This is a genomic window from Rhizobium sp. FG96, from assembly GCF_057808655.1.
Genome location: NZ_JBMDIL010000003.1, coordinates 134,030 through 151,478 on the forward strand (window position 1 = coordinate 134,030; position 17,449 = coordinate 151,478).

At 62.8% G+C, this 17,449-nt stretch carries 17 protein-coding genes; 12 read left to right on the plus strand and 5 right to left on the minus strand.

Annotated features, from left to right (window positions below; genetic code table 11):
- The first annotated feature begins 60 nt into the window (after positions 1 to 60).
- On the plus strand, positions 61 to 1,464 hold the full coding sequence (locus tag ACODR6_RS06855) for an aminotransferase-like domain-containing protein (RefSeq protein WP_489022220.1): 1,404 nt from the start codon (positions 61 to 63) through the stop codon (positions 1,462 to 1,464).
- A gap of 239 nt (positions 1,465 to 1,703) precedes the next feature.
- The gene (locus ACODR6_RS06860) at positions 1,704 to 2,096 is read left to right on the plus strand and encodes a DUF983 domain-containing protein (RefSeq protein ID WP_203430548.1); all 393 of its coding nucleotides are present in this window, start codon (positions 1,704 to 1,706) and stop codon (positions 2,094 to 2,096) included.
- A 77-nt stretch (positions 2,097 to 2,173) separates the two neighbouring features.
- On the opposite strand, the gene ACODR6_RS06865 is transcribed toward ACODR6_RS06860, so the two are convergent.
- Together ACODR6_RS06865 and ACODR6_RS06870 are read right to left on the minus strand one after the other, a co-directional pair.
- Positions 2,174 to 3,319 (minus strand): M24 family metallopeptidase, encoded by a 1,146-nt coding sequence (locus ACODR6_RS06865; RefSeq protein WP_246777616.1) that lies wholly within the window; start codon positions 3,317 to 3,319, stop codon positions 2,174 to 2,176.
- Positions 3,320 to 3,446: 127 nt separating this feature from the next.
- Positions 3,447 to 3,974, minus strand: a complete 528-nt coding sequence (locus ACODR6_RS06870; RefSeq protein WP_489021760.1) for a PAS domain-containing protein — start codon at positions 3,972 to 3,974, stop codon at positions 3,447 to 3,449.
- 187 nt (positions 3,975 to 4,161) lie between these two features.
- On the opposite strand from ACODR6_RS06870, the gene ACODR6_RS06875 reads away from it, so the two are divergent.
- The 5 genes from ACODR6_RS06875 to ACODR6_RS06895 all read left to right on the plus strand — a co-directional run bounded on the left by ACODR6_RS06875 (position 4,162) and on the right by ACODR6_RS06895 (position 9,153).
- Positions 4,162 to 4,566, plus strand: a complete 405-nt coding sequence (locus ACODR6_RS06875) for a carboxymuconolactone decarboxylase family protein (RefSeq protein ID WP_489021762.1) — start codon at positions 4,162 to 4,164, stop codon at positions 4,564 to 4,566.
- Between the two features lie 163 nt (positions 4,567 to 4,729).
- Positions 4,730 to 5,881, plus strand: a complete 1,152-nt coding sequence (locus tag ACODR6_RS06880; protein ID WP_199628296.1) for a vWA domain-containing protein — start codon at positions 4,730 to 4,732, stop codon at positions 5,879 to 5,881.
- 177 nt (positions 5,882 to 6,058) lie between these two features.
- Entirely contained in the window at positions 6,059 to 6,955 is an 897-nt protein-coding gene (locus ACODR6_RS06885; protein WP_112711225.1) for a fructose bisphosphate aldolase, read from the plus strand.
- A gap of 124 nt (positions 6,956 to 7,079) precedes the next feature.
- Positions 7,080 to 7,748, plus strand: coding sequence for a response regulator (locus ACODR6_RS06890; protein ID WP_203430551.1), 669 nt, complete (start codon positions 7,080 to 7,082; stop codon positions 7,746 to 7,748).
- 1 nt (position 7,749) lies between these two features.
- Positions 7,750 to 9,153, plus strand: coding sequence for a sensor histidine kinase (locus ACODR6_RS06895; RefSeq protein ID WP_489021765.1), 1,404 nt, complete (start codon positions 7,750 to 7,752; stop codon positions 9,151 to 9,153).
- A gap of 60 nt (positions 9,154 to 9,213) precedes the next feature.
- Here ACODR6_RS06895 and ACODR6_RS06900 read toward each other — a convergent pair whose 3' ends face one another.
- The 3 genes from ACODR6_RS06900 to ACODR6_RS06910 all read right to left on the minus strand — a co-directional run bounded on the left by ACODR6_RS06900 (position 9,214) and on the right by ACODR6_RS06910 (position 12,030).
- Positions 9,214 to 10,095 (minus strand): ABC transporter permease, encoded by an 882-nt coding sequence (locus tag ACODR6_RS06900; protein ID WP_112711222.1) that lies wholly within the window; start codon positions 10,093 to 10,095, stop codon positions 9,214 to 9,216.
- Positions 10,096 to 10,106: 11 nt separating this feature from the next.
- Positions 10,107 to 10,925 (minus strand): ABC transporter ATP-binding protein, encoded by an 819-nt coding sequence (locus tag ACODR6_RS06905; RefSeq protein ID WP_112711221.1) that lies wholly within the window; start codon positions 10,923 to 10,925, stop codon positions 10,107 to 10,109.
- Positions 10,926 to 11,016: 91 nt separating this feature from the next.
- A complete protein-coding gene (locus ACODR6_RS06910; protein WP_112711220.1) occupies positions 11,017 to 12,030 on the minus strand; it encodes an ABC transporter substrate-binding protein in 1,014 nt (337 codons plus the stop codon).
- A 303-nt stretch (positions 12,031 to 12,333) separates the two neighbouring features.
- On the opposite strand from ACODR6_RS06910, the gene ACODR6_RS06915 reads away from it, so the two are divergent.
- Genes ACODR6_RS06915 through ACODR6_RS06935 form a run of 5 tightly spaced genes read left to right on the plus strand, consistent with a single transcriptional unit; the run spans position 12,334 to position 17,393 of the window.
- Positions 12,334 to 13,914, plus strand: coding sequence for an ABC transporter substrate-binding protein (locus ACODR6_RS06915; RefSeq protein WP_112711219.1), 1,581 nt, complete (start codon positions 12,334 to 12,336; stop codon positions 13,912 to 13,914).
- Positions 13,915 to 14,997, plus strand: coding sequence for an ABC transporter permease (locus ACODR6_RS06920; RefSeq protein ID WP_489021769.1), 1,083 nt, complete (start codon positions 13,915 to 13,917; stop codon positions 14,995 to 14,997). It begins immediately after the preceding gene.
- Positions 14,994 to 15,851 (plus strand): ABC transporter permease, encoded by an 858-nt coding sequence (locus ACODR6_RS06925; RefSeq protein WP_489021771.1) that lies wholly within the window; start codon positions 14,994 to 14,996, stop codon positions 15,849 to 15,851. The genes ACODR6_RS06920 and ACODR6_RS06925 overlap by 4 nt, the downstream gene beginning before the upstream one ends.
- Positions 15,844 to 16,668, plus strand: coding sequence for an ATP-binding cassette domain-containing protein (locus ACODR6_RS06930; protein ID WP_489021773.1), 825 nt, complete (start codon positions 15,844 to 15,846; stop codon positions 16,666 to 16,668). The genes ACODR6_RS06925 and ACODR6_RS06930 overlap by 8 nt, the downstream gene beginning before the upstream one ends.
- A complete protein-coding gene (locus ACODR6_RS06935; RefSeq protein WP_489021775.1) occupies positions 16,665 to 17,393 on the plus strand; it encodes an ABC transporter ATP-binding protein in 729 nt (242 codons plus the stop codon). Before ACODR6_RS06930 ends, ACODR6_RS06935 begins: the two co-directional genes overlap by 4 nt.
- Positions 17,394 to 17,449 lie beyond the last annotated feature (56 nt).

The following is a 17,449-nucleotide window of genomic DNA, read 5'->3' on the forward strand; positions in this document are numbered from 1 at the left end:
GCAACAATATACAGTCAATGCAGAACGGATTTTCCGTTCAATCACGCATTGATGGACTCTATGAAAGACTGGCATCCCGACCTCAGCCGTTCCTCTAGCCCTCGCTATATGGCGATCGCCGATCTGATCGAGATGGATCTGCGTAGCGGCGTGCTTGCGGTCGGCGACCGGCTGCCGCCGCAGCGTGAGCTTGCGCGCAGGCTCAATATCGATTTCACCACGGTCGCTCGCGGCTACGTCGAGGCGCAGAAGCGCGGGCTGGTCGGCTCGCATGTCGGGCGCGGCACCTTCATCACCGGCGGTCAGGACAAGGAGCGCCGCGGCTTTGCGTCCGACGCAGCGCCCGATCCGCGCCGTGCTTCCGTCGTCGACTTCTCGATGAACCTGCCGCCCGAGCCCGATGATCCCGAGCTGCTCGACCGCATGCGCGAGGGCATGTCGGCGGTTGCCACCAATCTCATTCCGTTGCTGCGCTATCAGGGCTTCGGCGGTTCCGGCATGGACAAGGAGGCGGCTGCCGCCTGGCTCAGCCGCCGTGGCCTCGTGCCATCGCAGGAGCGCATCTTCGTCACCCCCGGCGCACACCCGGCGCTGCTGGCGATCTTCGGCCTGCTGGCGCGGCCGGGCGATACGGTTCTCTCCGAAAACATCACCTATCCCGGCATGCGCTCGATCGCGGCACAGCTGCGGCTCAATCTTTCCGGCCTGCCGATGGACGACGAGGGCATTCTGCCGGATGCGCTGGCGGATGCCTGCGAGCGGCTGAAGCCGAAGGCGCTCTATCTCAATCCGACGCTGCAAAACCCGCTGACGCTGACCATTCCGGAGCGCCGGCGCGAGGAAATCGCGGCCGTTGCCCGCAGATACCATGTGCCGATCGTCGAGGATGACGCCTATGGCTTCATTCCGCTGCATGGCCCGCCGCCGCTCGCGGCCATCGCGCCCGACCTGACCTGGCATATCGGCGGACTGGCGAAATGCATCGGCGCCGGGCTGCGGCTTGCCTTCGTCGTGGCGCCCGATACCAAGGCGATCTGGCCCTTCGTCAGCGCTATGCGCACCAACAATGTCATGGCTTCGCCGCTCAATTTGGCGCTGGCAACGCGCTGGATCGAGGATGGCACGGCCGACACCATCCTCCGCTTCATCCGCGCCGAGGCCGCCGCCCGTCAGCAGATGGTGGCCGGCATCCTGCCGGAGGGAAGCTACAGGGCCGATCCGATCAGCTTCAATATCTGGCTGCCGCTGACCAATGGCTGGACCCGCTCGACCTTCGGCAGCCATATGCGCAGTTCCGGCATCGGCGTCGTCGCCAGCGATGTCTTTACTGTCGATGGTGCAGCCGCCGAAGCCGTTCGCGTCTGCGTCGGCGGTCCGATCAGCCGCGAGAGGCTGCGTGGCGCGCTGGATTTCATGGCGCATGCGCTCGAAGGGCCGCCTGAGATGGCCGCGTCCTTCTTCTGACGCTTCATTTGATCGACTTTGATGAAAGCGGGCCGTCGTGCCCGCTTTTTGCGTTTGCCGGCGCTATCGTTAAGCGCTGGGGACGCGCGGAAGGGCTCCATTAATCCTCTTCCCACAATCCTGCGGCATTGTGACTAATAGACTAGCAATCCGCGTTCAATGTAATTACATTGTATGCATACATTTAGAGGCATTGAATGCATTTAAGGATGCCTCGCAACCCGAAAAGCGAGACTGCCGTGAATACCGATTATCCTCCTCTCCCTCCCATGCAGACCGGCGTGCGCGGCCGTTGTCCGCGTTGCGGGCAGGGGCATATGTTCAATGGCTTCCTGACGCTGAAAACCGAATGCGAGGCCTGCGGCCTGGACTATTCCTTCGCCGACCCGGCGGACGGCCCGGCCTTCTTCGTCATCTGCTTTGCCTGCGTGCCAAGCGTGCTGCTCGGCGTCTGGCTCGAAGTCGCCTTCTCGGCGCCGCTTTGGGTTCAGTTCCTGGTGACCGGTCCGTTCATGGCGCTCACCTGCATTCCGCCGCTGAGGCCCCTGAAGGGGTGGCTGGTCGCCAGCCAGTATTTCTACAAGGCCGAAGAGGGCAAGCTTGCCCGAAGAGAAGCGCATCCGGCTGGCTGATACAGGCTTTGCCAAATGAAAACGGCCTGCGCGGGTATCCCGTGCAGGCCGTTTTGCATTTGCTGCTTCGTCTGCGATCAGACCGAGACAGGGTCCTTCGCCGGCTGCGTGAACCAGTTGGCGCCGGTTTCGCTCATGTAGATATGGTCTTCGAGGCGAACGCCGAACTGGCCGGGGAAGACCACCATCGGTTCGTTCGAGAAGCACATGCCCGCTGCAAGCGGCGTCTTGTTGCCGCGCACGATGAAGGGACCTTCGTGGATTTCCAGGCCAAGGCCGTGGCCGGCGCGATGCGGCAGGCCGGGCAGGCGATAGTCCGGGCCGAGGCCGTGGCTGCCAAAGGTTTCGCGGGCGGCGGCATCGAGCGTTTCGCACGCGGCGCCGAGCTTGGCGGCATCGAACACGGCCTGCTGCCCCGCGCGCTCGATCGTCCAGGCGCGCTCGAATTCGGCATTGCCGCCATCAAGCATATAGGTGCGCGTCAAATCCGAGTGATAGCCGTCAAGACGGCAGCCGGTATCGACCAGAATGACATCGCCCTTCTGCAGGATCTGCTCGCCATCGGCGCCATGCGGCAGCGCCGTGGCACCGCCGAAGGAGACGATGCAGAAGCTCGAGCCGTTATCGGCTCCGGCGGCGCGATGCTGCTGGTCGATATAGCGGATCACTTCGGAAGCGGCGATGCCCGGCTGCAGCATGCCGCGCACCTTGGCGTGGATGTCGAGCGTGAGGCCCATTGCGTACTTGATCAGGGCGATTTCGGCCGGCGACTTGATGAGACGAAGGCCGTTGATGAGCGGGCCGCCGTCGACGAGGCGGGCCGGATCCATGACCTTCGAGAAGGCGTGGTAGAAGGCAAGCGGCAGCGCATCGTCGAGTGCAAGCAGGCCCTTGTCGCCCGCGAGCGCGGCAACGAGGGCAGCCGGGCTTTCCTCTTCCTGCCATACGGCGATCTCGCCCGGCAGGTGCGGCAGGGTCTCGACGCGGCTGAGTTCGAAGCCCGGAACGATATAGGTGAGCTTGTCGTCCGTGACGACGGCGCCGAGCAGGCGCTCGCTCAGGTGCCAGACGAGGCCGGTGAAATAGCGCAGGCTCTCTGTCGGGCCGAGCAGGGTGGCGGCGATGCCCTGTTCGCGCATGCGGCGGCGCAGGCTTTCAAGGCGCTCGGCGCGCTCGGTTTCGGTAATGGCGGCGACCGGGTGGTTCCATCCCTGCTGCATCATGATGCTTATCCATTCTCATTCGAACCGCCGGCGACACCCGCCGGCGCAGGGCCGAAGAGATGCATCCGATTGCCATTGAAGGAAAGTGGTATTTTTCGCCTGTCGCGCGATCAGCTCCAGCGCCGGCTCAGTGCATGGCTTCCGTCGCCCGCAGCGGGTGCCCGAATTCTCTGAGCGCCAGCTCCAGATGGCGCACCATATCCCATTGGCCGCATTGGCGGGCCAGGTGATAGGCCTGCAGGCAGTGCCAGAAGAGGCTGTCCTGCGGCGCGCGCTCATCCGCCTTCGGGCAGACGATACCGGCATAATGCGACGGCGTACCGGCTGCGTCACGGAAGCAGCGGCCGAAGGCCGAGACACTTGCGCGCGTGCCGTCGGGGCGCAGGATGTCGTAGTCCTGCTGATAGGCCGCGCCGGTAACGATCGCCTCGTGGATTGCCTGCGCGATGCGCGGCTTGTCGGCCGCATCGATGCGGTCGAGGAAGTGAATGATCGGCTGTCCCGACTGGGCGACCTCGGCATCGAAACCGAAGAGGGCCGCCAATGTCGTATCGGCATAGACGGTGTCGGTGCCGAGATCCCAGGTGAAGACGCCAGCCTCCGCCAAATCGGCGGCAGAACCGATATCCGCTGATCCGCTTTGGGTGAGGGACATTTGCGCTCTCTAAATTAGATTCGTTCTGATTTTCAGTGTCATATGCACACCGATAGAAGTATCGCAAGATTTCGGGATGGCCGGTTCGTCAGGTGAGCCCCAAGGCGGGCGAAGAATTCGCGCCGCACGGCTGCATGCCGCGGAAAATCATGTAGGCTCACGGTTCTTGATCACGAAAGGAACCGCAATGGCCACCGTCAAGCTCCTCACCGATGCCGAAGTCGAAGCAATTCCCGCTGCCAAGGCGGTGTTCGACGATATCAGAGCCACCCGCAAGTCAGATTTCGTCAACAACTTCTGGCGCGGCCTCGCCAACGATCCCGCCCTTCTGAAGCGGACCTGGGAAGGGGTGAAGACGGTAATGTCGGCGGAAGGCGTGCTCGACCCGCTGACGCGTGAGATGATCTACATCGCCGTCTCGACGGCAAACAGCTGCTCCTACTGCGTCCACTCGCATACTGCAGCGGCAAAGGCGCGGGGGATGACCGAGGCCCAGCATGCCGAACTGCTCTCGGTGATCGCGCTTGCGGGGCAGAACAACCACCTGCTGACGGCCATGCAGATTCCCATCGATGATGCGTTTCTTATCTAGGCGGCGTGGCGCCCTCTGGACGGTCCGCACTGCCTTTACCAACTGGAAAGCATTGTAATTCTTAAGGATATTTCCGAAATCTCCGTCCGTCTCCCGTCAATTGAAGGCCGATCTTAATTAGCGGCGGGAGATGCTGGCCGAAACAAAAGCGGCGGGGGCCAGGATGTTCAAGCGTAGAATTCGTGCATTCGTCAGTGATATCGGCGGCAATTTCGGGATCATGACGGCGGTGCTGATGCCGGTTCTGATCGGATCGGCTGGCGTCGCCGTCGATTTCTCCAATATGCTGCTGACGAAGCAGAACCTGCAGAACTACGCCGATGGCGCGGCACTCGCGGCCTCTTCGGCGCTGGCATCGAACGGCATTACCGAGGCGCAGGCGAAATCGCTGGCGACGGACTATCTGAAGGGCCAGATGACCGGCGAGGGCCTGACTGTCTCGCCGCAGATCACCGTCTCGACGGTCACCGGCGTCAACAACAGCAAAACCTATACCGTCGATCTTGCCTTCGATCTTTCCATGGCGCTGTCGCCGATGATGAGTGTCTTCAACCAGCAGACTGCGAAGATCTCCATCAGCAGCCGGTCCACATCGTCGCGCGGCGCAAGCAATTCGCTGTCGATGTATCTGGTTCTCGACCGCTCCGGCTCGATGCAGACTAGCACCACGTCGATCAAGTCGACGACGCAGCCCTGTCACTATTACTACATGCCGAATGCCAGCACGATCAAAGACGGCGGCAGCAAGACGCCCTGCTACTATCAGCGCATCGAGGCGCTGAAGCTCGCGGCAGACACGCTGTTCAGCACCTTTGCGACCGCCGACCCGAGCGCTGGCCTGATCCGCACCGGCGCCGTGTCCTACAATTCCGCAAAGCAGACGGAGACGCCGCTCGCCTGGGGCTGGTCGGCAACCGACAATTATATCGACGCGCTGACCCCGACCGGAGGCACGAGCTCGACGGGCGCCTTCAAGGTGGCGCTCGATGCGCTGAACTCGACCAGTGAAGACACGATCCACAAGAACAAGAACGGCCTGACGCCGAACAAGGCGATCGTCTTCATGACCGACGGCGAAAACTCCTCGTCGTCCGACGACACGACGACGCTGACCCATTGCGCCACGGCAAAGAGCAAGGGGATCACTGTTTATACGGTTGCCTTCAGCGCCTCCGACCAGGGTAAGAACCTGCTGTCGAAATGTGCGACATCTGCGGCGACTTTCTTCTACGCCGAGAACGCTACCGACCTGACGGCCGCCTTCAAAACCATCGGCCAGGTGGCCGCAACAGGTCTGCCACGCCTGACACAATAATTTGCTCCATACGCCCGTCTTGAGCCGGGCTCGGCCTGCTCCATTTTTAGCTCCGGCCGCCTTCGCAAGAAGGTGGCCGTTTGTGCAGGAATGTGAGACGTTGCTTTTGCGCCGGGCGGCTGCCCGGTTCGATGCCGTCTTCTGAAACGCGCGAGTTGCAGCGCAATGGGGAAAATAATGGCTGATGCAAAAATGATGTCTCAGATGGCTGACAAAGCGGGTTTCATCGCAGCGCTCGACCAGAGCGGCGGCTCGACGCCGGGGGCTTTGCGCCTCTACGGCATCGCCGATAGCGATTACAGCGGCGAAGACGAAATGTTCCGGCTGATGCACGAGATGCGCGTGCGCATCATGACGGCGCCGGCATTTTCCGGCGACAAGGTGATCGGCGCGATCCTCTTCGAAAAGACCATGGATGGCGAGGCCAAGGGTAAGCCTGTGCCGACATTCCTCTGGGAAGAGCGCGGTGTCGTGCCGTTCCTGAAGGTCGACAAGGGACTGGCGGCTGAGGTCAATGGCGTCCAGGTGCTGAAGCCGATGCCGGAGCTCGACGGGCTGCTGGAGCGGGCGGTCAAGAAGGGCATCTTCGGCACCAAGATGCGCTCGGTCATCGCTGAAGCGAACCGGGCGGGCATTGCCGCCGTCGTGCATCAGCAGTTCACGGTCGGTCAGCGCATCCTCGAGCACGGTCTCGTGCCGATCATCGAGCCTGAAGTCTCGATCAAGAGCCCGACCAAGCGCGAGGCGGAGGTAATCCTGCGCGAGGAAATCCTGCGCGAGCTCGATGCGCTTCCGTCCGGCAAGAAGGTGATGCTGAAGCTTACGCTTCCGAGTGTCGCCGATTTCTATAAGCCGCTCAGCGACCACAAGTCGGTCATCCGCGTCGTGGCGCTCTCCGGCGGCTACACGCGCGCCGATGCCTGCGACAAGCTCAGCCATAATCACGGCATGATCGCCAGCTTCTCACGCGCGTTGACCGAAGACCTGCGGGTGACGATGGCGGATGCTGAATTCGACACCAGCCTCGGCAAGACGATCGACGAGATCTATACCGCGAGTACGACAAAGTCCTGAGCGGGTAGCGAGGTCAGCGGGCTCCTTCCGGGAGCCCGCATCCCCTGCGAAAACGCGAGCTTTTCTCCCGCGCAGCAAGGCCGGACGCTTTCTTTCCGGCTCCCGGAAATGATATAGCTAGCGCATGAAAATCCTCATCGTCGAAGACAACAGAGAGCTGGCCGACTGGCTCGCAAAGGCTCTCCGCCAGGCGCAATATGCAGTCGACATAGCCTTCGATGGCGAGGATGCCGAATTGATGCTGAAAGTGGCGAGCTATTCGGCGGTGATCCTCGATCTCTCGATCCCGAAAATCGACGGCATGACGCTTCTGAAGCGGCTCCGGCAGAGCGGCGAGAGGGTTCCCGTCATCATCCTGACGGCCAATGCCAGCCTCGACGGCCGCGTCGCCGGCCTGGATGGCGGTGCCGACGATTATCTCGCCAAGCCCTTCGAGATTGCCGAGCTGGAGGCGCGCATCAGGGCGATCGTCCGGCGCGGGCAGGATCGTGCGGCGCCCGAGGTGGTGGTCGGCGATCTCACCTTTGCAGGCGCGACGCGGCAATTTTCTATCAATGGCGAGCCGCTCGCCCTGACGCCTAGGGAACATGCGGTTCTCGAGCATCTGATCACCCGGGTCGGAACGACGGTGTCGAAGGCGGCGCTGTCGGAAAGCGTCTTCGGTTTCGATGATGAGGCGGACCCGAGCGCCATCGAGATCTACGTCCACCGGCTGCGGAAGAAACTTGAGACGAGCTCTGCCCAGATCGCGACGCTGCGCGGGCTTGGATATCTGCTGCGGGACGCGTCCTAGGATGAGCCGTCTGCGGAGTGTGTTGGCGGGTGTCTGGAGCTTGCGGCAAAGCCTGCGAGCCCAGCTGCTGGCCTGGGTCGTGCTGACGCTCGTCGGGGCGATCTGCTTCAATCTCTATGACAGCTATCGGACGGCCGACCAGACGGCGAAGCTGGTCTCTGACCGCACGCTGCTGAGTTCGGCGCGGGTGATCGCGGAAGCGGTTCGGGTTGATGAGGGCGGCAATATCGAGGCGGATATTCCGCCTGCAGCGCTCGAGATGTTCGATACCGGCTATGGCGATCAGGTCTTCTATCAGGTGATCACCGCCTGGGGAAACCTGGTCAGCGGCTTTCCCGATCTGCCGCTGCCAACCGTCGATCGCACTGGGCAGGACGTGACGTTCCGCAACTCGACCGTTCGCGCCTTGACGCTCAATCACCCGGTCGTCGGCCTGCCTGACGATGGCGATATCTCGGTCACCGTGGCGATTACCCACAACAGCCAATATGCGCTGCGCCGGCGGCTGTGGCTCGACGATTTTAGCAAGCAGTTCATTCTCGTGCTGCTCGCGGGCGCGGTCACCATCATCGGCCTGCAGCGGGGGCTGGCACCGGCGCTGCGCCTGCGCGATGCCGTGCGTGCCCGCGGGCGTGAGCGGCTCGATCCGCTGTCGCCGGCCATGGTCCAGACCGAATTCCAGCCGCTGGTGCGGGCGCTCAACGATCACATGGAGCGCGTCCAGAACCAGATGGCGGCGCAGCGGCGGTTCGTGTCGAATGCTGCGCATCAGCTGAGGACGCCGCTGGCGCTGATGTCGACGCAGGCGAGCGTGGCAGCGCGCGAGACGGATGAGATGAAGCGCGACGAGGCGCTGCAGGCGTTGCGCAGCAGCACGCGTCATATGTCCCGTCTGGCAAGTCAGCTTCTGACGCTGTCGCGTGCCGAGCCCGGAAGCCGGAGGCCGCGCAGCGATACGATCGATCTATCCGCTGCAGCCCGCGATATCGTCGCGGCCCATGCCGAGCAGGCGCTGCAGCGCGATATCGATCTCGGCTTGGAGGTTTCAGGCCCCGTGCCGGTCGAAGGCGACGGCACGATGCTGCGGGAAATGCTCGTCAATCTCGTCGACAATGCGATCCGCTACACCCGCCGCGGCGGCCGGGTGACTATTTCGGTCCGCCGGGCAGGGGATCTTGCCGTTCTCGATGTCGAGGACAATGGTCCCGGCATTCCGGCCGATGAACGCGAACAGGTGTTCGAGCGCTTCTATCGGGTGCTCGGCACCGAAGGCGACGGCAGCGGCCTGGGACTGGCGATCGTCCGCGAAGTGGTCGACGGCGCCGGTGGCACGGTTGACCTTGCCGAGGCCGATGGCGGCGGTCTCGTCGTCAGCGTCCGGCTTCCGGTCGCGGCTGCGGGATAGGCATGAAAAAGGCCGGATCTCTCGATCCGGCCTTCCGAAGCCTTGGGAGGATGGCCTCTTTTATTGCACGTCCATCTGCTGCTGCGGCCGCCATTTGGCGAGGCGGTTCTCGATGATCGTCATGATGTATTCGGCAACGAGCGTCACCACCATGACCAGCAGGATCGCGGCGAACATGCCGGCGGCGTCGAAGGTGCCCTTGGCGATCGAGATCAGCTGACCGATGCCGAAGCGGGCGCCGACGAACTCGCCGACGATGGCGCCGATGATTGCAAAACCGAACGAGACGTGAAGGCTGGCGAAGATCCAGCTCATCGCCGAGGGAATGACGACGGTGCGCGTCACCTGCCAGTCGGAGGCGCCGAGAATGCGGGCATTGGCGATCATGTTGCGGTCGGCTTCGCGCACACCCTGGAAGGCGTTGGCGAAGACCACGAAGAATACCATGATGAAGGCAAGCGCCACCTTGGAAGGAAGGCCGAGACCCATGATCATGATGAAGATCGGCGCGAGAACGACGCGCGGGATCGAGTTGATCGCCTTGATGTAGACCGAGAAGATATCCGAGAGGAAACGGTTGCGGCCAAGGCCGATGCCGACGAAGACGCCGGTGATCGAGCCGGCGAAGAAGCCGATCAGCGCCTCTTCCATGGTGACCCACAGATTGTACCAGAGCGAGCCTTCGGTCGTGCCCTCGGTCGCCCATTCGTAGAGGCGCTCGATGACGCCGCTCGGGCTCGAATAGAAGAACGGATCGATCCACTGCATGTTGGAGGACAGCTCCCACATGCCGATGACGAAGACGAGGATGGCGATCTGCCAGAAGCGGACAAGCGCGGTGCGACGCTTCATCGCCTTCATCGCGGATGCCTCGATTTCCGCATCCGAAGTGCCCGGGCGAAACAGCGCAGCCGAGCCTGCGCCCATTGTCGTATCAGTCATTGTCCCCTCCCTCAGGCCGCTTCGCTTGCGCGGCGGTAGCTGGTTTCCACCTCTTCGCGCAGGTCGTCCCAGATGGTCTTGCAATAGTCGATGAAGTTCTGCTCGTAGCGGATCTCGGACACGACGCGCGGCCGCGGCAGATCGATCGTGTAGACCGATTTCACCGTCGCCGGGCCTGCCGTCAGCACATAGACCTTGTCGGCGAGTGCCACGGCTTCCTCGAGGTCGTGGGTGACGAAGATCACCGAAGCCTTGCGCTCGGCCCAGAGCTTCAGCAGCTCTTCATGCATGACGGTGCGGGTCTGCACGTCGAGCGCCGAGAACGGCTCGTCCATCAGCAGGATTTCCGGTTCGTTGATGAAGGTCTGCGCCAGCGAGACGCGCTTGCGCATGCCGCCCGAAAGCTGGTGCGGATAGTGATGCAGGAATTTCGACAGGCCGACGCGGGCCAACCAGTCCTTGGCGCTCTTTTCGGCTTCCGCCTTCGACTTGCCGCGAAACAGCGGCCCGGCCATCACGTTGTCGATGACGTTCTTCCAGGGGAAGAGCGCATCGGTCTGGAATGCGAAGCCGACGCGGCGGTCGATGCCGGTGATCGGGCCGCCCATCAGGCGAACTTCTCCGGCGCTCGGCCGGGCAAGCCCGGTCACGAGGTTGAGCGTCGTCGACTTGCCGCATCCCGTCGGGCCGACGACGGCAACGAACTCGCCGCGTTCGACGGTCATGTTGAAGTCGCGGAGAGCGGTGAGGGACTTGCCGGTCGGCGAGACAAAGCGGCGGCTGACGTTGATCAGCTCCACCGCAGGCGTCTTCATGTTTTCCTGCTGCATGGCGATACCTATGCGTGCCTCTGCGGGCGTGCACGCAGTGCCCATAGCGCGCTGCGCTCCCGCCATCCGGCGGGAGCCGTCGCGACAGAAGTTACTTCGCGTTCTTGACGAACTCGGTCGTGTAGGTCTTGGAGAGGTCGATCTGCTTGCCCTTCACGTTCTTCGAGAACTCGGACAGCACGGCCAGAACCGTCTTCGGGCCATCTTCCGGCATCACGCCATCCGGCGTGAACATGCCTTTGCCTTCTTCAAGCGCCTTGATGTACCCATCCTTGTCGCCGACGTAGAAATCCTTCGGCATCTTGTCGGCGATTTCGGCCGCAGAATGCGTGTTGATGAACTTCAGTGTCTTCACGAAGGCGTTGGCGAGCTTCTGGGTTTCTTCCTTGTGCTCGTCCACCCAGGAGCTTTCGAGATAGAGCGAGGCTGCCGGATAGGTGCCGCCGAGCGCCTGGCGGGTCGCATCGACCGTGCGCATGTCGACGAGAACCTTGGCTTCGCCGGTCTTCAGCATGCGCGAGATGGTGGGCTCGGTGGTCATGCCCGCCTGGATCTGGTCCTGCTGCATGGCGGCGATGAAGGTGCCGCCGGCGCCGACCGGAACCGTCACGACGTCGCCCGGCTGCAGGCCGGCCTTGGAAGCCATGAAGAGGGTGAGGAAATTGGTCGAGGAGCCGAGGCCGGTGACGCCGAGGCTCTTGCCCTTGAAGTCGGCCGGCGACTTGATTTCGGGATGCTTGGTGGAAACGAGTTCCACTTCGCCCGGCGCCTGGCTGAACTGGACGATGGATTCGACGAACTTGCCCTTGGCCTGCAGGTCTACGCAGTGATCGTAGAAGCCGACGACGCCCTGAACGGCGCCAGCCAGCAGCTGGTTTTCGGCATCGACGCCTGCGGCTTCGTTCAGAAGCTCGACATCCAGCCCTTCATCCTTGAAGTAGCCGAGGCTCTCGGCAAGCTTGGCGGGCAGATAGATCTGCTTCTCGTAGCCACCGACCATGATGGTGATCTTATCGGCAGCATGTGCGGCGGATGCGCCAAGCGATGCGGCGGTGACGACGGCAGAAAGGGCGATTCCATTGAATAGATTGCGTGTGAAACGCATGAAGGTCTCCTCCGGGATAAAATGGGCGCATCGCATTTCGCCACGAACATTGTGCCTCCTCCACGATGCGGCCTTGTAGGTATCCGGTCGAAGCTTTCAACCAGCTTTCAGTTGCAGAACCCGTTTGGCTGTTTCTGTGGAGCGCCGGATTTCGGCTTTCTCAGGGAATTTTTTTCTCACTTCACCGTGATAATCGCAACGATCGGGCCTGATGAAAGGTGAGGCTGCGCAGTAAGTTGCACTTGTTAGCGTGCGGCGCTCTGCCGGGTCCAACGCGCATATAAATATAATCAGGAGACGAAAATGTTGCTGCAATCTTGGCGGGGAGCGCTTCTTGGCGCCGCATTCAGCCTTGCGCTCGGCCCGCTTGCCGCTCACGCCGAAACCCCGAACGACACGCTCGTCGTCGCGCAGTCGATCGATGACGCGACGAGCTTCGATCCGGCCGAAGGTTTCGAGCTGACGACGGTGCAGTCCTTCAACAACCTCTACCAGCGTCTCGTGCAGTCCAACCGCGACGATGGCACGAAGATCGAGCCGGCGCTCGCGGCCTCCTGGGAAGCCGGCAGCGATGGCAAGAGCCTGACCTTTGCGCTCGCCGATGCAAAATTCGCCTCCGGCAATCCGGTTCGTCCTGAAGATGTGGTCTTCTCGCTGACGCGCGCCGTCAAGCTCAACAAGTCTCCGGCCTTCATCCTCAACGAACTCGGCTGGAAGCCCGAGACCGTCGACAGCGCCGTCACCAAGGTGGACGACAAGCATGTGAAGCTCACCTGGAGCGCCGATGTCGGTGCCGGTTTTGCGCTCTCGCTGCTGACCGCCCCGATTGCCTCCGTCGTCGACGAACAGACGGTGTCTGCCAACGTCAAGGATAACGACTTCGGCAATGGCTGGCTGAAGACCAACTCGGCCGGCAGCGGCGCCTTCTCGATCGCTGCCTACACGCCGCATGAAGCCCTCGTGCTGCAGGCGAATGCCAATTCGTCGGACAAGCCGAAGCTCGAAAACGTCATCATCCGCAACGTGCCTGACGTCGGTGCGCGCCGTCTGCTCGTCGAGCAGGGTGATGCCGATATCGCGCGTGGTCTCTCTGCGGACCAGATCGAAGCGTTGAAGGACAAGAGCGGCATCAAGGTTCTCTCTGTTCCTTCCGCCCGCACCGACTATATCCTGCTCAACACCAAGGCGAACCCGACGCTCGGCAATCCGGCCTTCTGGGAAGCGGCACGCTATCTCGTCGACTATGACGGCATCGCCAAGAACCTCCTGCGCGGCCAGAGCAGCGTCCACCAGTCCTTCCTTCCGGTCGGCTTTCCGGGCGCCCTGACGGACACGCCGTTCAAGCTCGATCCTGAGAAGGCGAAGAAGATCCTGGCCGACGCCGGCATCAAGACGCCGTTCAAGATCGAATTCATCGTCTTCAACGATCAGCCCTATCTCTCGATCGCGCAGTCGCTTCAGTCGACCTTTGCGCAAGCCGGTATCACGCTCGACATCCAGCCGGGCGTGGCGAGCGACATCTATGCCCGTGGCCGCTCCGGCAAGTTCGAGATGACGCTGCGCTACTGGATCCCGGATTATTTCGATCCGCATTCCAACGCCAGCGCCTTCGCGATCAACAAGGACAACTCGACCAACACGGCGGCGAAATATGCCGGCTGGGTTATCCCGGAACTGACGGACGAGACGCTCTCTGCCGTCAAGGAACAGGATCCGGCCAAGCGCATCGCGCTCTATCAGGATCTGCAGAAGAAGATCCAGGCGAGCTCGCCCTTCATCTTTACGCTTCAAGGCAACGATCCGGTCGTGCTAAGCGACAAGGTGAAGAACTATGCGCAAGGTCTGAACGCAGACCAGGTCTATTACGACAAGGTAGAAAAATAAGTGCCGCAAACGGCAACGAACAATAGTGCCGGCATGACCGACTCCCGTCAGCGAAACAGCTGGCGGGAGTTGTCTTTCATGTGGCCTCTTTTCAAGTGGTTCTGGTCATTCGCGCTGACCCTGTTCGGCCTGGCGCTGGTGACGTTCGCGATGACGCGGCTTTCGCCGATCGACCCGGCGCTGCAGCTCGTCGGCGATCACGCAAGCAAGTCGACATACGAGCAGGCGCGCGTCGAGCTCGGGCTCGACCAGCCGCTGCCGCTGCAGTTCCTGCGTTATGTCGAGACTGCGCTGTCGGGCAATTTCGGGCAGTCGATCTCCACGGGCCAACCCGTCGCCAAGGATATCGCTCGCACTTTTCCCGCAACCATCGAGCTCGCCACCGCAGCGATCGTCATCGGCGCGATCGTCGGTCTGTCGCTCGGCATCGCCGCCGCGATGCGGCAGGGGACATGGGTGGATAGCCTGGCGCGCTTCGTTTCGCTCTTCGGCTATTCCGTACCGATTTTCTGGCTCGGGCTGCTGATGCTGCTCCTGTTCTATGCCCGGCTGCATTGGGCGCCGGGACCCGGCCGGGCCGACGTCGTCTTTCAATTCACGGTCAAGCCAGTCACCGGCTTTGCGCTGATCGATACTTGGATGTCGGGCAAGGCGGGCGCCTTCCGCGATGCGCTGGCGCATCTCGTGCTGCCTGCGACGGTGCTTGCCTTCCATGCGCTTGCCGCCATTTCGCGCCTGACGCGCGCGGCCGTGCTCACCGAGCTCGGCCAGGAATATGTGACGACGGCGCGTGCCAAGGGCGCGAGCCTGCGCCGCATCGTCTTCGTCCATATCCTCCCCAATATTTCAGGGACGCTGCTGACGGTGATCGCGCTTTCCTATGCCAGCCTTCTCGAAGGCGCGGTGCTGACCGAAACCGTCTTTGCCTGGCCAGGCATCGGCCGCTATCTGACGACGGCGATGTTTTCCGGCGACATGCCGGCCATTCTCGGCGCCACGCTGATCGTCGGCGCCTCCTTCGTGCTGCTCAACGCGCTGACCGATCTCGGCGTCGCACGGCTGGAAGCGGGGAAGAAACGATGAGCGAGACCGTTCAGCCGCCGCTCGGCGGATCCGTCTTTCTGCAACGTCTCCTGCGCTCGCCTGCCGCTGCCGTGGGATGCGTGGTCGTTACCGTCATCCTCGCGCTGGCGCTCTTCGCGCCCTGGATCGCGCCCTACGATCCGAACTTGCAGGAAACGGCCAATCGGCTGATGCCGCCGGATGCGGCCCATTGGCTGGGCACCGACGGTTTCGGCCGGGATATTCTCTCACGCATCATCTACGGCGCGCGCCCGACGCTGCTGCTCGTCCTCGTCGTCGTGCTGCTGATGGCGCCGCTTGGGATACTCGTCGGCATTCTCGCGGGCTTCTTCGGCGGCATCATCGAGCGCGTGCTGATGCGGCTGACCGATATCGTCATGTCCTTCCCGCGCCTGTTGCTTGCCTTTGCCTTCGTCGCGATCATGGGGCCTGGGCTGATCAACGGGGCGCTGGCTCTCGCGCTGACGAGCTGGCCCGCCTATGCGCGCCAGGCTCGGGTCGAGACGGCAGCGCTGAGACGCAGCGACTATCTGGCCGCCGCCGAAATGGTCGGCATTCGCGGCATCAGGCTGCTCTGGGGGCATATCCTGCCGCTCGTGCTGCCTTCGGCGATCATCCGCCTGGCGCTCGATCTCTCGGGCATCATCCTTGCCGCCGCGGGCCTCGGCTTCCTTGGCCTCGGCGTGCGTCCGCCGACGGCGGAATGGGGCTCGATGGTTTCGGAGGGCACGCAGGTGATCTTCGACCAGTGGTGGGTGGCCGCCGTTCCCGGCATCGCCATCCTGATCACGTCCTTTGCTTTCAATTTGCTGGCCGACGGCCTGCGTGACATTCTGGATCCCCGCCATGACTGATCCCTTGCTTCAGGTCGAGGATCTCTCGATCTCCTTTCCATCGGCGAACGGACCGGTGCGGATCGTCGATGGCGTATCCTTTTCGGTCGGCCGCGAGGTGGTGGCCCTCGTCGGAGAATCCGGCTCCGGCAAGTCGATGACCGGTCGCGCCATCATGGGCCTGCTGCCGTCACGGGCACAGGTCGCGGCCGCGCGCCTTTCCTTCGACGGGCAGAATCTGACGGCCCTCCCCGAAAAGGGCTGGAACAGCCTGCGCGGCAGCGGCATGGGCCTGATCCTGCAGGATCCGAAATACTCGCTCAACCCGGCACACAGGATTGGACGTCAGGTGGAGGAGGCCCTGCTTCTTCACACCAAGCTCTCGGCCGCCGAGCGCCGGGAGCGGGCGCTCGACATGCTCGACAAGGTCGGCCTGCCGGATGTCAGCCGCATCTATTCCAGCTATCCGGCGGCGCTGTCCGGTGGCATGGGGCAGCGTGTGATGATCGCTGCGATGCTGATCAACCGCCCGAAGCTCCTGATCGCCGACGAGCCGACGTCGGCGCTTGATCGCGGGCTGCAGGATCAGATCCTCACACTGCTGCGCTCGCTGAGCGAGGAGCTTGGCATGGGATTGCTGCTGATCAGCCACGACCTGCAGCAGGTGTCGCGCTACGCCGATCGTGTGATGGTGATGCGCCGCGGGAAGATCGACGAACAGATGGTGTCGGCCGATCTCGCAAATGCCAAGTCGGACTATACGCGTGCCCTCTGGGCCGCCCGTCCGTCGGCCGCGACTTACGGAACGAGATTGCCGGTCTATGGAGAGCAGCCATGAGCGCGCTGTCCGTCTCCAATCTCTCCGTCACCTTTCAGGGGCGCGACAAGGGCTTCACCGCGGTGCGGGATGTCAGCTTCGATGTCGGTGCGGGCGAGACCTTCGGGCTGATCGGTCCATCGGGTTGCGGCAAGACGACAGTGCTTCGTGCCATCGCCGGTCTCAACACCAACTGGCAGGGCTCGATTGCCGTTTCCGGTGAGCCGCTACAGCCGGGACGGAAGATCACCGGAGCGCTACGCGCCAGCATCCAGATGGTGTTTCAGGATCCCTATTCCTCGCTCCATCCACGCCATCGCATCTCCCGCATTCTCGGTGAGCCGCTGTCGCTGCGTGGCGAACGCGATGTGGAGGGTCAGGTGCGGACCGCGCTTGAGCGGGTCGGTCTTCCGGCAACTGTTACCGGCCGCTATCCGCATCAGCTTTCCGGCGGTCAGCGCCAGCGCGTGGCAATCGCCCGGGCACTGCTTCTGAAGCCGAAGCTGCTGCTGCTCGACGAGCCGACTTCGGCGCTCGACGTTTCCGTACAGGCCGGAATTCTCAATCTGCTGAACGATCTCAAGGCATCCGAAGGCATGACATTCGTCCTCGTCAGCCACGATCCCGGCGTTGTCGCGCATATGTGCGACCGCGCCGTCATCATGGATGCCGGGCGTATTGCCCGCTCGATGGACCGGGCGCAGATCGCCGCATCCTGGAGCGATGCTGCGGCGGTTGCCGGGTAGTTTTCAATATGGATCGCGCCGGGGCGACTAGCCGCCCCGGCGCCATTGTGCTCACG

Excerpts from the sequence above, each read along its gene's own strand:
- ACODR6_RS06895 (WP_489021765.1), top strand. The coding sequence starts at position 7,750 with ATGAGCCGTCTGCGGAGTGTGTTGGCGGGTGTCTGGAGCTTGCGGCAA.
- ACODR6_RS06915 (WP_112711219.1), top strand. The coding sequence starts at position 12,334 with ATGTTGCTGCAATCTTGGCGGGGAGCGCTTCTTGGCGCCGCATTCAGC.
- ACODR6_RS06905 (WP_112711221.1), bottom strand. The coding sequence starts at position 10,925 with ATGCAGCAGGAAAACATGAAGACGCCTGCGGTGGAGCTGATCAACGTC.
- ACODR6_RS06855 (WP_489022220.1), top strand. The coding sequence starts at position 61 with ATGAAAGACTGGCATCCCGACCTCAGCCGTTCCTCTAGCCCTCGCTAT.
- ACODR6_RS06900 (WP_112711222.1), bottom strand. The coding sequence starts at position 10,095 with ATGACTGATACGACAATGGGCGCAGGCTCGGCTGCGCTGTTTCGCCCG.
- ACODR6_RS06870 (WP_489021760.1), bottom strand. The coding sequence starts at position 3,974 with ATGTCCCTCACCCAAAGCGGATCAGCGGATATCGGTTCTGCCGCCGAT.
- ACODR6_RS06885 (WP_112711225.1), top strand. The coding sequence starts at position 6,059 with ATGGCTGATGCAAAAATGATGTCTCAGATGGCTGACAAAGCGGGTTTC.
- ACODR6_RS06925 (WP_489021771.1), top strand. The coding sequence starts at position 14,994 with ATGAGCGAGACCGTTCAGCCGCCGCTCGGCGGATCCGTCTTTCTGCAA.
- ACODR6_RS06930 (WP_489021773.1), top strand. The coding sequence starts at position 15,844 with ATGACTGATCCCTTGCTTCAGGTCGAGGATCTCTCGATCTCCTTTCCA.
- ACODR6_RS06880 (WP_199628296.1), top strand. The coding sequence starts at position 4,730 with ATGTTCAAGCGTAGAATTCGTGCATTCGTCAGTGATATCGGCGGCAAT.
- ACODR6_RS06935 (WP_489021775.1), top strand. The coding sequence starts at position 16,665 with ATGAGCGCGCTGTCCGTCTCCAATCTCTCCGTCACCTTTCAGGGGCGC.
- ACODR6_RS06875 (WP_489021762.1), top strand. The coding sequence starts at position 4,162 with ATGGCCACCGTCAAGCTCCTCACCGATGCCGAAGTCGAAGCAATTCCC.
- ACODR6_RS06865 (WP_246777616.1), bottom strand. The coding sequence starts at position 3,319 with ATGATGCAGCAGGGATGGAACCACCCGGTCGCCGCCATTACCGAAACC.
- ACODR6_RS06910 (WP_112711220.1), bottom strand. The coding sequence starts at position 12,030 with ATGCGTTTCACACGCAATCTATTCAATGGAATCGCCCTTTCTGCCGTC.
- ACODR6_RS06890 (WP_203430551.1), top strand. The coding sequence starts at position 7,080 with ATGAAAATCCTCATCGTCGAAGACAACAGAGAGCTGGCCGACTGGCTC.